Raw genomic sequence first — 12,988 nt, forward strand, 5'->3', positions numbered from 1 at the left:
GCGTGCATCCTCAAGGCGAAAGTAGGTAGCCGCTGCGGTAGGCTTCAGTGCCGGCGACATGGCTGATGACCATCCCGGCAGTGGCCATGCGGCGCAGCGAACGGGCGTACAGCAAGCCGGCATTCTGGCAATGCACGGGCGTTACGCGGTCGGTAATGGGGTCGATGATTTCGGCGATCAACTGCCCGGCGCTCAGGTATTCCCCCGGCAGGGCGCTGAACACCAGCAGGCCGCCGACCGGCGTGGTCACAGGCTCGACGCCCGCCAACGGTGTGGCCGGGTAGGGCAACTCGGGCAGTGGCGACGCGTCGCCGTCGATCGCGCCGAAGTGCGTCAGGTAATCGATGATCGCCTGGCAATCCAGAGCCGCCAAACCATGGTTGACGTCGCCCTGGCCGCGCAATTCGACGGTCACCGAAAAGCTGCCCATGGGAATCGGGAAGCGCTCGGCGAAGCGTTGCTGCAATTGCCACCACACCAGCGTGAAACACTCGTCGAACGACTGCCCGCCGGAGTCGGTAGCCAGCAAATTGGCCTCCGAACCGAGGTAGCGCGCCAGCGGTTCCACCTGCGGCCAGGCCTCGGGCGTGGTGTACAGGTGCGCCACCGCTTCGAAATCGCAATGCAGGTCGAGCACCATGTCGGCATCACAGGCCAGGCGTTGCAGCACCAGGCGCTGGGATTGCAGCTGGGTATCGGCGGTTTGCGCGGCCAGGGCGCTGACCAGTGCGGTGCGGATCAGCTCGACGTTGTGTTGCGGGTCATCGCCGAGCAAATCCTCGACCTGGTTGCCCACTTCGTCACTGAGGTCGACAAACTTGCGATTGAAGTTCTGCCCGCTTTCCAGCTCATAGCGGCCCAGGGGGATGTCCATCAACACCTGTTCCAGGCCGACCGGGTTGGCGACGGGTACCAGCACGATTTCGCTGCGCAGGCGGCCGGCGGCTTCCAGCTCCGCCAGGCGCACCTTCAAATGCCAGGCCACCAGCATGCCCGGCAGCTCGTCGGCGTGCAGCGACGACTGGATGTAAATCTTGCCTTCAGCCAACGCCGGGCCGAAGTGGAAGCTGTGAATCTGCCGCGCCGTGCCTGGCACGGGCGCGATCAGTTCATGCACCTGATGACGCATACACACTCCTTAGTGGCTCGGCCCGAGGAAGGCCAGCCAGCGGCGCTCCGCCAGGCGAAACAGACCGACCAGCGCGAAGGTGACGGTCAGGTAGATCAGCGCAGCGATGCCGAATGATTGAAAGGTCATGTAAGTGGCCGAGTTGGCGTCCCGGGCCACTTTAAGGATGTCCGGCACCGTCGCGGTAAAGGCCACGGTGGTCGAGTGCAGCATCAGGATCACTTCGTTGCTGTAATAGGGCAACGAGCGGCGCAGGGCGGAGGGCATGATCACGTAGGCATACAGCTTCCAGCCTGTCAGACCATAGGCCTTGGCCGCTTCGACTTCGCCATGGGCCATGCTGCGGATCGCACCGGCGAAAATCTCGGTGGTGTAGGCGCAGGTGTTGAGCGCGAAGGCGAGGATGGTGCAGTTCATTGCATCGCGAAAAAACGCATCGAGCAAAGGCTGTTCGCGCACGGCCGCGATGCTGTAGATGCCGGTGTAGCAAATCAGCAACTGGATATACAGCGGCGTGCCGCGAAACAGGTAGGTGTAGAACTGCACCGGCCAGCGCACCCAGAACTTGCGTGAAACCCGGGCGATGGACAGCGGGATCGAGACCAGAAAGCCGAATACCAGCGAGGCGCTGAGCAGCCACATTGTCATCGCCAGCCCGGTAATGTGCTGGCCGTCGCTATACAGGAAGGGGCGCCAGTATTGCTGCAGAAGTTCGATCATCGCACGGCCTCCCGGGACCCAGCGGAGTAGCGGCGCTCAAGACGGCGCAATACGAAGTTGGACGCGCTGGTGATCAGCAGATAAATCAACGCCGCGAGCACCAGGAAATAAAACAGCTGATAAGTGCTCTTGCCGGCATCCTGGGCGGCCTTGACCAGGTCAGCCAGGCCGATGATCGACACCAGCGCGGTGGCCTTGAGCATCACCATCCAGTTGTTGCCGATGCCCGGCAGGGCAAACCGCATCATCTGCGGGAAGGTCACATAACGGAATCGTTGCCCGCGCTTGAGCCCGTAGGCAGTGGCCGCCTCCAGTTGCCCGCGCGGTACCGAGAGGATCGCGCCGCGAAACGTCTCAGTAAAATAGGCACCATAGATGAAGCCCAGGGTGATGACCCCGGCGCTGAATGGGTCGATTTCGATGTAGTCCCATTCCATAAAGTCGGTAAAGCCGGTCAGCCAAATTTGCAGACTGTAGAAAATCAGCAACATCAGCACCAGGTCGGGCACGCCGCGAATCAACGTGGTGTAGAGCTGGGCGGGGACACGCAGCAGGCGCACGCTGGACAGTTTCGCGCTGGCGCCGAGCAGGCCGAGCAGGACGCTCACGGCCAGGGAGGCGACGGACAGCTTCACCGTCATCCACGTACCTTGCAGCAATAGCGGGCCGAACCCCTTCAAACTGAAGGCGCCCAGCCCCAGGGTTTGCAAAAGATCTTCAAACATGAATTCAGGACCTGATGGCGATAAAAAAGCGCCCACCGCAAACCGGTGGGCGCCAGGGTGTTATTTACCGCTGTAGAGGTTCAGATCGCCGAAGTGTTTCTTCTGGATAGTGGCGTAGGTGCCATCATCGTGTAACGCTTTGATACCTTTATCGAGCAGGGCCTTGAGGTCTTTGTTACCTTTTTTGATACCGACCGCCGTTTTGGCGGGCAGCAACGGGTCATCAATTGCCTTGCTGACTTCGTAGTCAGCACCGGCCGGCGACTTCAAAAAGCCCAGTTCGGCTTGCAGCATGTCTTGTACCGAAGCGTCCAGGCGGCCCGAGGTCAGGTCTGCATACACTTGGTCCTGGTTGGCGTAGGCCTTGGTGGTTACACCGGCCTTGTCCAGCACGGCCTTGGCGTAGGCTTCCTGAATGGTGCCTTGCTCGTAGCCCACGGATTTGCCCTTGAGCGACTCAGGCGTGGAGTAGTTCGCGCCTTTTTTGAACACCAGGGACGTCGGGCCGGAGAACAGCTCGCTGGAGAAGTCGATCGCCTTTTCACGGGCTTCAGTTACGGTCATCGACGAAATCACGCCATCGAATTTGTTGGCGTTCAGGCCTGGAATCATGCCGTCGAAGTCACTTTCGACCCACTTGCACTTCACTTTCAGCTCGGCGCAGATCGCATTGCCCAGGTCGATATCGAAGCCCACCAGGCTGCCGTCAGCGGCCTTGGATTCGAATGGCGCGTAGGACGGATCGACACCAAAACGCAATTCCTTGTATTCCTTGGCTGTAGCAACACCAGCAGCCATGCACAGAGCCAGTGCAGAAAGGGTCAGCAATGCTTTTTTCATTATGTAATCCCTGGAAACCAAGATAAGCGCTTGTGGCGCGTTTAGGACTGTTACTGAACGGTGTCAGACGGATCTCAAGTAGCAATTTCTGCACCATAGTTCCGAATGAGTGTTTTAAAAGGTGGGACGAGGGCGTTCTGAGTGTAGGAGATGCCCGAAAATGGGCATTGGTTTTTCTGTGCACCAATTTGGTTCTTGGCCCACATTGATGTGTAGTGTTTGGGAGGGGCGGGTCAGGTCAGCAAGTCTTGCAGGGTGGCGAGGTTGTCCGCTTCCTCCACCGCCTTATCCTGCCGCCACCGCAACATCCGCGGAAACCTTACCGCGATCCCGCTTTTGTGCCGCTTGGACAAGGCGATGCCCTCAAACCCCAGTTCAAACACCATGCTCGGCGTGACGCTGCTGACCGGGCCGAATTTCTCTACCGTGGTTTTGCGCACTATGGCGTCAACCTTGCGCATTTCTTCGTCGGTCAGCCCCGAATAGGCCTTGGCGAAGGGCACCAGGGTGCGCTCGGTGCCTGGCGGGCCGTCCCACACGGCGAAGGTGTAGTCGCTATACAAGCTGGCGCGGCGACCATGGCCGCGCTGGGCGTAAATCAACACGGCATCGACGCTGAACGGGTCGACTTTCCACTTCCACCACACGCCCATGTCTTTGGTGCGGCCCACGCCATACAGGCCGTCGCGGGCCTTGAGCATCATGCCTTCCACGCCGAGGCGACGGGAGTCTTCGCGCTGCTCGGCCAATTCGGCCCAGGTGGTGGCGGTCAGCAGGGGTGAGGGCAGCAACACTGGCCGGTTGCACTGCGCAATCACTTGCTCAAGCTGGGCGCGACGCTCGGCCTGAGGGTGGTTGCGCCAGTCGTCGCCCTGATGCTCCAGCAAGTCATAGGCAAGGACGGCCACCGGTGCATCGTCGAGCACTTTTTTGCTCAGGGTTTTACGGCCAATGCGCTGTTGCAGCAGGGCGAAGGGTTGTACTGAATCCTTCCAGACGACGATTTCGCCATCGATCACCGTGCCGTCAGGCAAGCCGCTGACCAGACTGTGCAGTTCGGGGAAACGCTCGGTGACCAGTTCCTCGCCGCGTGACCAGATCCACAGCCGGCCTTCGCGCTTGACCAGTTGCGCGCGAATGCCGTCCCACTTCCATTCCACCTGCCAGTCGGCGGGCGAGCCGAGCAGGCTGTCGAATTGCTCCACCGGTTGCGCCAACCCGTGGGCGAGAAAAAACGGATAAGGCTGCCCGCCACGTTGCGCGTGTTCGTCGGACGATTCGGCGGCGATCAGCTTGAGGTAGCCCTCAGGCGTAGGTCGATTCGACAGGTCGGTGTAGCCCACCAGCCGCTGCGCCACGCGTTTGCTGTCCAGCTCGGCCATGGCGGCGAGGGCACGGGTGACCAGCAGTTTTGACACCCCCACGCGAAAGCTGCCGGTAATCAGCTTGATGCACACCATCAGGCTGGGTTGGTCCAGTTGCGCCCACAACGCGGGCAAGCGTTCGGCCAGCTCCAGAGGCGGCAGGCCGCGCAGGGGCAGGAGCTTTTCCTCCAGCCATACGGCCAGGCCGTCCTGCGAGGTGTAGGTGGATTCCGGTAACAGCAGGGAAATGGTCTCGGCCAGGTCGCCCACCGATTGGTAGCTTTCTTCAAACAGCCACGGCTCGATGCCGGACGCGGCGGTGGCCATGTCTCTCAACAGGCGCGTGGGCACCAGTTGCCGAGGGCGCCCACCGGACAAAAAGTACACGGCCCACGCGGCATCTTCCGGCGGCGCCTGGCGGAAATAGGCTTGCAGCGCCGCAAGCTTGGCATTGCTGGAGGTGGTGGCATCCAGGTTGGCGTACAGCTCGGCGAACGCCTTCATGCCGTGGCCTCTTCTTCATCATCGCCGTATTCGGTGGTGAAGCCTTGGGCATCCAGGCCTTTTTCCCGCAGGTGGCGCACCAAAACGCCTACAGAACCGTGGGTCACCATCACCCGTTCAGCGCCGGTTTGTTCGATGGCCCACAGCAGGCCGGGCCAGTCGGCGTGGTCCGACAGTACGAAGCCGCGGTCCACGCCCCGCCGCCGACGGGTTCCGCGCAAGCGCATCCAGCCGCTGGCGAAGGCATCGCTGTAGTCGCCAAAACGTTTGATCCAACTGCTGCCCCCGGCCGAGGGCGGCGCGATGATCAGCGCCTGGCGCAACAGTGGGTCGGTTTTTTTGAAGTCGCCGGCGTACAGGGTTTCGGGAATGTAGATGCCGGCTTCGCGGTACACGCGGTTCAAGGGTTCGACCGCGCCGTGGCTGAGGATCGGGCCGATGCTGGCGTCGATGCCATGCAGGATGCGCTGGGCCTTGCCGAAGGAATAGCAGAACAACACGCTGGCTTTGCCTGCCGCGATGTTGCCCTGCCACCAATCGTTGATCCCGGCAAAAATCTGCGCCTGGGGCTGCCAGCGGTAGATCGGCAAGCCAAAGGTGGATTCGGTGATAAAGGTGTGGCAACGCACCGGCTCGAAGGGTGCGCAGGTGCCATCGGGCTCGACTTTGTAGTCGCCGGACGCGACCCACACTTCGCCTTTGTATTCCAGGCGCACCTGGGCGGAGCCGAGCACATGCCCGGCGGGGTGAAAACTCAAGGTGACGCCGTGGTGCACCAGTGGTTCGCCGTAGGCCAGGGTTTGCAGGTTGATGTCCTGGCCCAGGCGCGAGCGCAGGATGCCTTCACCGGGGGCGGCCGCCAGGTAGTGCTCGTTGCCGGTACGGGCATGGTCGCCGTGGGCGTGGGTGATGACCGAGCGTTCGACGGGGCGCCAGGGGTCGATGTAGAAATCACCGGCGGGGCAGTAGAGGCCTTCGGGCCGGGCGATGACAAGGTCCATGGGCGTGCCGGGGCAATGGGCTTATCAGTTAGGAGGCGGTGGCGGGGCTGGAAGTTCTATCTGAATGCATGCAAAGCAACTGTGGGAGCCGGCTTGCCTGCGATGGCGGTGCATCAGCCACTTGATCAGTGACTGACACGGCCTCATCGCAGGCAAGCCAGCTCCCACATTTTTATCCGGTTCCTTCAGCGGGAACCGGGTTACTTGCCGGGGGTGAGGGTCAACCGGGTTTTCCCATAGGCCTTGTCGAAGTTCTGCGGCTGCATCGGGAAGCTCAGGTATTGCGCCTTGAGCGACGGGTCGATGCCATTGGCGTAGTTCGGACTGGCCGGGTTGCCGGACTGGCCGGTGCCACCCTGGCCGCTCATCGGTTCGGCGAGGCCGAAGTCGACGATCATGCGCAGTGCCGGCACCTGGGTGGTGGCGAAGTCCTGGCCCCAACTGTACGGCGCCGGGTTCAGGGTGTTGTGGTCGCCGCCGCTGGCGAACGGGCCGCGAATCGTTTGGCCATTGAGGTTCTTCCAGGTGGTGGTGTGCAGTTTGCCCCACTGCCAGGCCTTGTGGTCGCCGCCCAACTGGCTGTCGCCGGCGGTAATCGCGGCGGCCAGGCTGCGGGCGAGGATCGCCGGTTTGTCTTCTTTTTGCGGCGTGCGCGAGTCGTCCCAGAACGGGCTGTCTTCGCGGCCCAGCAAATGGTCGGCGGTGGCGGAGTAGGACAGGCCGCCATTGCTGACAAAGGCTTTCCAGCTGGCACTGTTTTCCGGGCCGAGCTTGTCGAGGAAGATCTGTTTGGCGCTTTCCTGCAGGAACAGTTCGTAGATCGCCGCGTCGGCAGAGGTCGACACGAGGCGGCCATCAAACGCCATCAGGCGGCCCAGCGCTTCGCGTGCCTTGCCCGCCTCGGCGGCCGGCAGTGCATCAATCGCCTGTTTCAGCGGCTGGGCCATGCCCGGCGCCTGGAGCATGGTCTTGAGCTTGGCGGCGAACGTGGTGGTCTGGTCGTATTGCATCGCGATCAGGCTGCGGCTGTCGTGTTTGCCTGCATTGGCCAGTTGCGCCAGGCGCTCGCTGCGCTCCGGTGCGTCCCACGAGTTGGACAGCTGCATGCCGTAGCCGCGTGGTGCAGTGCGCTGGTTGGCGGTGCCGATCCAGCCTTGCGGCGGGTCTTGATCGTAAGGGTGCAGCATCGCGTCGGCGTAGCCATCCCAGTCAAAGCGCGCGTCCCAGCCCGGCGAGGGCAGCAGGCCTTCGCCTTCGCGGCGGTTGGGGAAGCGGCCGGTGACTTGCCAGCCAATGTTGGTGGCGTCGGCAAAAATCATGTTCAGGGCGATGGCGCGGATTTCACGGGTGGCGTCCGACGCCTTGCCGGCGTTTTGCGCGCGGGACAGGTCGAAGAACGCGTCCAGGCTCTTGTCGTCCTTGAAATCGGCGGTTTGCAGGGCCAGGCCGAAACCGCTGGTCAGGGCCTGGCTGCTGTTGAGCAGGGCGCCGTGACGGGTTTCGTACACCACTTCGCGAATCGGCCGCTGGCCTTTGGCGAAGAAGGTTTCGTTACGCACACCGGCCGGTAGCCATTTTCCGTTGTTCTCGTAATACAACGCGCTGCCCTGGCGTTTGACCTTTTCCAGGAACAGGTCCTGGGTGTCGCCTTTGACCGAGCTCATGCTCCAGGCCACTTTGCCGTTGAAACCGGACAGCAGCGTCGGCAAACCGGCAATCGAGACGCCGACGGCCTGGTATTTCGGCGCGCGGATCTGCACGTAGTTCCACGGCGACGGTGCTTGCGGCGCGGCTGCCAGGTCGCTGGCCAACAGGCTTTTGCCGCTGCGCGCGCGTTGCGGGCCAATCGCCCAGTTGCTCGAGGTGGTGACCGCCAGCGCGTTGAGGCTGTTGAGTTGCTGGCCGACCGCTTCCAGCCCGGCAAGGCCGGTAATCTGGCTGAGGTTCACGCCTTTGAGCTTGTCGGTTTCAGCCTGCGGGATCGGTTCGTCCGGCGCGCTTGGGGTGAGCCAGGCAAGTTTGTCGACGCCGACTTTTTGCGCCAGTACCAGCGACGACAATTCTTCCTGCAAGTTGCTCGACTCGCTGAAATTCAGCAGGCAGAACAACAGCGCCGAATCTTCCGGCTTCCAGTACTCGGGCTTGTAGCCGGTCTGGGCCAGGTCCGGCGGCAGCTTGTCGCGGTAGCGGAACAGGTAAGCGTTGACGCCCCGCGCATACACTTCGAAGAAGCGCTTGAGACGCGGGCTTGATGCGTTATACAGCTCGCCGGCGCTTTTTTTCAGGTTGACCGCGCGCATGAACCGGTCGACATCCAGCACCTCGGGCCCGGACATTTCCGCCAGACGGCCCTGAGCCAGCAGACGCAGGGTAACCATCTGGGTGATGCGGTCGCTGGCGTGTACATAGCCGAGGCTGAACAGTGCGTCGTGGAAGGTGTTGCTTTCGATCAGCGGCATGCCCTGGGCATTGCGGCGCACCGACACATTTTGTGCCAGGCCTTTGATCGGCTGCACGCCGGCGACCGGCGGCAGGGTGTCCTGGGTGCTCTGGAGCTGGCAACCGGCCAGGCTTAATGCACTGGCTACTGCCGCGGCAACGCCGAACCGGGGAAGAAAGTGTGAAAGGGCTGGCGAGGCCATGGCAAAGCTCCTGCGGGGGGTAGCGTCAGTAAAGGCGCTACGTTAGTGAGCGCGGCGAAACGACGCAAGCGGGAGTTGCGAGATCGTTCCCACGCTCTGCGTGGTAACGCATCCCATGACGCTCTGCGTCACGATTTTAAAGGCGGGCGCAGAGCGTCCAGGGCGGCATTCCCACGCAGAGCGTGGGAACGATCAGGGGAGAGGTCAGGATTTCGGCGGGTTTACTTTTTGCACCAGTTCATAGGCGCGAACCGTCGCCGGCCGTTCCTTGATGCTGTTGAACCAGCGCTGCACATGTGGGAAGTCTTCCAGGCGCTGGCTCTGCCACTTGTGGGAAACAATCCACGGGTAGATGGCCATGTCGGCAATGCTGTACTCCGCGCCGGCGACGAACGGCCGATCTGCCAGGCGCCGGTCCAGTACGCCGTACAGCCGCGCGGTTTCGTCCACATAGCGTTTGATCGCATAGGGGATTTTCTCCGGTGCGAACTGGCTGAAGTGGTGGTTCTGGCCCGCCATCGGCCCCAGACCGCCCATTTGCCAGAACAGCCACTGCAGGGCCTCCTGGCGGCCGCGCAGGTCTTTGGGGATGAACTGGCCGGTCTTTTCCGCGAGGTACAACAGGATGGCGCCGGATTCGAACAACGAAATCGGCGCACCGCCGTCGGCCGGGGTGTGATCGACGATGGCCGGAATGCGGTTGTTGGGAGCGATCTTCAGGAAGTCCGGCTTGAACTGGTCGCCCTGGCCGATGTTGATCGGGTGCACCTTGTAGGGCAGCCCGGCTTCTTCCAGGAACAACGATACTTTGTGGCCGTTGGGGGTAGTCCAATAGTACAGGTCGATCATGAAGCTCTCCAAAGGTGGTGATGCTTGAGCGAATGCCTGTTGCTATAGGTAATGTTCCATTGATGGAAATTCAATGAAACATTTGTGCATACCCTTAGAAGCCATTCACACAGCACCGTCCACCAGCACCTGCAACGACTGCTGCGAGCAGCGCTCGATGCGCACTTGCACGCGGTACACCTCGGCAAACATCAGCGGGTCGAGCACGGCATCGGCTTTGCCGCTGGCATACAAGCGGCCTTCGCGCAGCACGGCGATATGGTCGGCAAAACGCGCAGCCAGGTTAATGTCGTGCAGCACCACCACGGCGATCAGGTGGTGTTCGCGCACCAGAGCGCGCACGCATTCCATGACTTTCAATTGGTAGTTGAGGTCGAGGGCGCTGGTGGGTTCGTCCAGCAACATCACTTGCGGGCGCCGCGCGATCAGCTGAGCCAGGCTGACCAGTTGGCGCTGGCCGCCGGACAGCGTGCTCAACAGTTGGTCGGCCAAGTGCGCGATGCCGATGCGTTGCAACGCCTCGAAACCTTCGCGCAGGCAGGCGTCACTCGACAGTGGAATGCCATCCACATTGGCCACACGCAAGGCGGCGATCACGCTTTCCATCACGCTGAGACTCAAGCCCGGCGGCAGGTTCTGCGGCATATAAGTGACGCGCCGCGCCCGCTCGGCCACCGACATGGCGGACAGGTCGAGATCACCCAGCCGCACCACGCCTTGCATCTTTTCCAGCCCGGCCACGGCGCGCAGCAAGGTGGATTTGCCGGCGCCATTGGGGCCGATCAAGGCCGTGAGGCTGCCGTGGGGCAGGGTGGGCAAGCTCAGGTCATGCACGATCTGGCGACGCCCGTAACTGACATTGGCGTGGTGTACCGACAAACCCGCACTCATAGCTGCCTCCCGCGTTTAAACACCAACACCACAAAAATCGGCACGCCCACCAGGGCGGTCACGATGCCCACCGGCACGATCACGCCTGGCATGATCAGCTTGCTGGCGATTGACGACAGCGCCAGCAGCAACGCGCCGGTCAAGGCGCTGGCCGGCAGCAGGAAGCGTTGGTCCTCACCCACCAGAATCCGCGCGATATGCGGACCGACCAGGCCGATAAAACCGATGGTGCCTACAAAAGCCACGGCGGTGGCCGACAACAGGCTGATGCGCAACAACGAGAAAAACCGCAGGCGCTTCACGTCCACGCCAAAGCTTTGTGCGCGGTCTTCGCCCATGCGCAGCAGGGTCAGGCGCGGAGCGGCGGTGAAGGAAAACGGCATCACCACGGCAACCACAAAGGCGAGAATGCCGAGCTTGTCCCAATTGGCCCGGGTGACGCTGCCCAGGGTCCAGAACACCAGTTGTTGCAGCACGTCTTCGGTGGCGACCAACTGCAACAAGGCCACCACCGCGTTGCAACTGAACACCAGCGCGATGCCGAACAGCACCAGGCTCTCGACCCCGGCGCCGCGCAGGCGCGACATGGCTTGCAGCAAAAATACCGAGGCGGCTGCGAAGACAAATGCCGAGATGGAAATCGCCGTGTTGGCCGACACCCACAAGGTCGTCACCGGAAACACGATGACCAGCGAGGCGCCCAGCGCCGCTGCCGACGACACGCCGAGGGTGAACGGGCTGGCCAGCGGGTTATTCAAAATCGCCTGCATCTCGGCCCCGGCCAGCGACAGCGCGCAACCGACCAGTACCGCCATCAAGGCGTAGGGCAGGCGCACGTTCCAGATTATCACCTGGTCGGTGGCGCTCAGGTGCGAGGGGTGCAAAATGCCGTCGAGCAACGCCAGCAGGCCCATGCCGGATGGGCCGCTGGCGAGGTCCACCAGAATGGCGCAGACCAGCGCGGTGCCGAGCAACGCCAGCAGCCAGGCACGCCGCGCGAGCAAACGGCGGTAGCCGTGGGTGGCGCTGGCAAGGTCGAGGGTTTGAGTGGTCATTTGGCTCACACATTCTTGAAGTCGATGAAGATCAAAATGTGGGAGCGGGCTTGCTCGCGAAAGCGGTGTACCAGTCAATATATTCATTGACTGGTACACCGCTTTCGCGAGCAAGCCCGCTCCCACATTTCGGACCGCGTTTATTTAGCCTTGGCGTCGATCCAATACGCACCCTGCAACGGCATCCCCAGGAACTGACTGTTGATTTGCGCCATGGTCGCCTGCGGATCCAGCTTGGCGAACAGCTCCGGGTGCACCCACTTGGCCAGTGCTTCTATCGCCAGCAGGTTGTACGGCGAGTTGTAGAAGTCATGCCACAGGCCGTGGGAATTGCCCTCGCGGATGGCACGCAGGTTGGCGAATTCCGGACGCGCCAGTACGCGGTCAAACGCTTCGCGGGCGTCGGCATTGCTGACGCCGGCCCCCAGAATCAGCCCCGGTTTGTGGTTGCCGGTGGCCACGTACACATCCGGATCAGCCTTCAGCGCGTACTCGACACTGATATCCCCCAGCGCACCCGGCACCACGTCGGCGGCGATGTTGCGCCCGCCTACCAGCTTGATCACTTCGCCCATGCCGCTTTTACCGGTGGTGTGCCCCGGCGCTTGCCAGGCCCCGGCCAGCAGTTCCAGGAACACGCTCGGGCGTGGGCCCGCCGGCAGGGTGGCGACGGCGTCGGTGATGACCTTGATGTGCTGGTCATAGAAACTCAAAAACGCCTTGGCCTGGGCTTCGCGGCCCAACGCCTCACCCAGCGCCTGCATGCTGATGTGGGTGCCCTGTACCGGGTTGATACGGAAGTCGACGAACAGCACCGGAATGCCGGCTTTGGCCAGCACATCGGCGACCGGGCTGTGTTCGGTCGGGCCGTGGCCCGAGATGCTGAACACCGCCAGGTCCGGTTTGAGCGAGAGAATTTCCTCGGCGCTCACGCTTTGTTCCGACGCCTGGCCGATCAACGGAATGTCTTTGACCGTGGGAAATTTCGCCACATAGGCGTTGTAGGTGTGCTGGTCCAGCAGCTTCAAATCGTTCTGCCAGCCGACGATGCGCTGGAACGGCGCATCCTTGTCGAGCAGGGCGAACGCTGAAATCAAACGACCTTCGCCGAGTACCACGCGTTTGACGTCGTCCTTCACCTCGACCTTGCGGCCCAGTACGTCGGTGACTTCATGGGCGGCGGCGGTTTCGGCGTGGCCGAGGACCAGCGCGGCGAACAGTACGCCGAGCTTGAGCACGTTGCGGGGTTTCAACATGGAAAGGACTCC

At 62.2% G+C, this 12,988-nt stretch carries 11 protein-coding genes; all 11 read right to left on the reverse strand.

Features of this window, described 5'->3' with window-relative positions:
* Positions 1-10: 10 nt before the first annotated feature.
* Complete coding sequence (locus tag ATI14_RS13745) at positions 11-1,129, reverse strand: succinylglutamate desuccinylase/aspartoacylase family protein (protein WP_016973167.1); 1,119 nt, start codon at positions 1,127-1,129, stop codon at positions 11-13.
* Positions 1,130-1,138: 9 nt separating this feature from the next.
* Positions 1,139-1,849 carry an ABC transporter permease gene (locus ATI14_RS13750; RefSeq protein ID WP_016973166.1) on the reverse strand — a complete coding sequence of 237 codons (711 nt, stop codon included), beginning with the start codon at positions 1,847-1,849 and terminating at the stop codon, positions 1,139-1,141.
* The gene (locus tag ATI14_RS13755) at positions 1,846-2,574 is read right to left on the reverse strand and encodes an ABC transporter permease (RefSeq protein WP_016973165.1); all 729 of its coding nucleotides are present in this window, start codon (positions 2,572-2,574) and stop codon (positions 1,846-1,848) included. The genes ATI14_RS13750 and ATI14_RS13755 overlap by 4 nt, the downstream gene beginning before the upstream one ends.
* A gap of 60 nt (positions 2,575-2,634) precedes the next feature.
* On the reverse strand, positions 2,635-3,414 hold the full coding sequence (locus ATI14_RS13760) for a transporter substrate-binding domain-containing protein (RefSeq protein ID WP_017254762.1): 780 nt from the start codon (positions 3,412-3,414) through the stop codon (positions 2,635-2,637).
* A 233-nt stretch (positions 3,415-3,647) separates the two neighbouring features.
* The gene (locus tag ATI14_RS13765; protein ID WP_016973163.1) at positions 3,648-5,282 is read right to left on the reverse strand and encodes an ATP-dependent DNA ligase; all 1,635 of its coding nucleotides are present in this window, start codon (positions 5,280-5,282) and stop codon (positions 3,648-3,650) included.
* Positions 5,279-6,283 (reverse strand): ligase-associated DNA damage response exonuclease, encoded by a 1,005-nt coding sequence (locus ATI14_RS13770; RefSeq protein ID WP_016973162.1) that lies wholly within the window; start codon positions 6,281-6,283, stop codon positions 5,279-5,281. The genes ATI14_RS13765 and ATI14_RS13770 overlap by 4 nt, the downstream gene beginning before the upstream one ends.
* 200 nt (positions 6,284-6,483) lie before the next feature.
* Positions 6,484-8,925, reverse strand: coding sequence for a penicillin acylase family protein (locus ATI14_RS13775; protein WP_016973161.1), 2,442 nt, complete (start codon positions 8,923-8,925; stop codon positions 6,484-6,486).
* A gap of 204 nt (positions 8,926-9,129) precedes the next feature.
* The gene (locus ATI14_RS13780) at positions 9,130-9,774 is read right to left on the reverse strand and encodes a glutathione S-transferase N-terminal domain-containing protein (protein WP_016973160.1); all 645 of its coding nucleotides are present in this window, start codon (positions 9,772-9,774) and stop codon (positions 9,130-9,132) included.
* A gap of 105 nt (positions 9,775-9,879) precedes the next feature.
* The gene (locus ATI14_RS13785; RefSeq protein WP_016973159.1) at positions 9,880-10,665 is read right to left on the reverse strand and encodes an ABC transporter ATP-binding protein; all 786 of its coding nucleotides are present in this window, start codon (positions 10,663-10,665) and stop codon (positions 9,880-9,882) included.
* Complete coding sequence (locus ATI14_RS13790; RefSeq protein WP_016973158.1) at positions 10,662-11,720, reverse strand: FecCD family ABC transporter permease; 1,059 nt, start codon at positions 11,718-11,720, stop codon at positions 10,662-10,664. The genes ATI14_RS13785 and ATI14_RS13790 overlap by 4 nt, the downstream gene beginning before the upstream one ends.
* 140 nt (positions 11,721-11,860) lie before the next feature.
* Entirely contained in the window at positions 11,861-12,976 is a 1,116-nt protein-coding gene (locus ATI14_RS13800) for an ABC transporter substrate-binding protein (protein WP_080519827.1), read from the reverse strand.
* Positions 12,977-12,988: the final 12 nt, after the last annotated feature.

This window comes from Pseudomonas tolaasii NCPPB 2192 (assembly GCF_002813445.1).
In the GTDB taxonomy this organism is placed as follows: domain Bacteria; phylum Pseudomonadota; class Gammaproteobacteria; order Pseudomonadales; family Pseudomonadaceae; genus Aquipseudomonas; species Aquipseudomonas tolaasii.

Excerpts from the sequence above, each read along its gene's own strand:
- ATI14_RS13745 (WP_016973167.1), bottom strand. The coding sequence starts at position 1,129 with ATGCGTCATCAGGTGCATGAACTGATCGCGCCCGTGCCAGGCACGGCG.
- ATI14_RS13750 (WP_016973166.1), bottom strand. The coding sequence starts at position 1,849 with ATGATCGAACTTCTGCAGCAATACTGGCGCCCCTTCCTGTATAGCGAC.
- ATI14_RS13755 (WP_016973165.1), bottom strand. The coding sequence starts at position 2,574 with ATGTTTGAAGATCTTTTGCAAACCCTGGGGCTGGGCGCCTTCAGTTTG.
- ATI14_RS13760 (WP_017254762.1), bottom strand. The coding sequence starts at position 3,414 with ATGAAAAAAGCATTGCTGACCCTTTCTGCACTGGCTCTGTGCATGGCT.
- ATI14_RS13765 (WP_016973163.1), bottom strand. The coding sequence starts at position 5,282 with ATGAAGGCGTTCGCCGAGCTGTACGCCAACCTGGATGCCACCACCTCC.
- ATI14_RS13770 (WP_016973162.1), bottom strand. The coding sequence starts at position 6,283 with ATGGACCTTGTCATCGCCCGGCCCGAAGGCCTCTACTGCCCCGCCGGT.
- ATI14_RS13775 (WP_016973161.1), bottom strand. The coding sequence starts at position 8,925 with ATGGCCTCGCCAGCCCTTTCACACTTTCTTCCCCGGTTCGGCGTTGCC.
- ATI14_RS13780 (WP_016973160.1), bottom strand. The coding sequence starts at position 9,774 with ATGATCGACCTGTACTATTGGACTACCCCCAACGGCCACAAAGTATCG.
- ATI14_RS13785 (WP_016973159.1), bottom strand. The coding sequence starts at position 10,665 with ATGAGTGCGGGTTTGTCGGTACACCACGCCAATGTCAGTTACGGGCGT.
- ATI14_RS13790 (WP_016973158.1), bottom strand. The coding sequence starts at position 11,720 with ATGACCACTCAAACCCTCGACCTTGCCAGCGCCACCCACGGCTACCGC.
- ATI14_RS13800 (WP_080519827.1), bottom strand. The coding sequence starts at position 12,976 with ATGTTGAAACCCCGCAACGTGCTCAAGCTCGGCGTACTGTTCGCCGCG.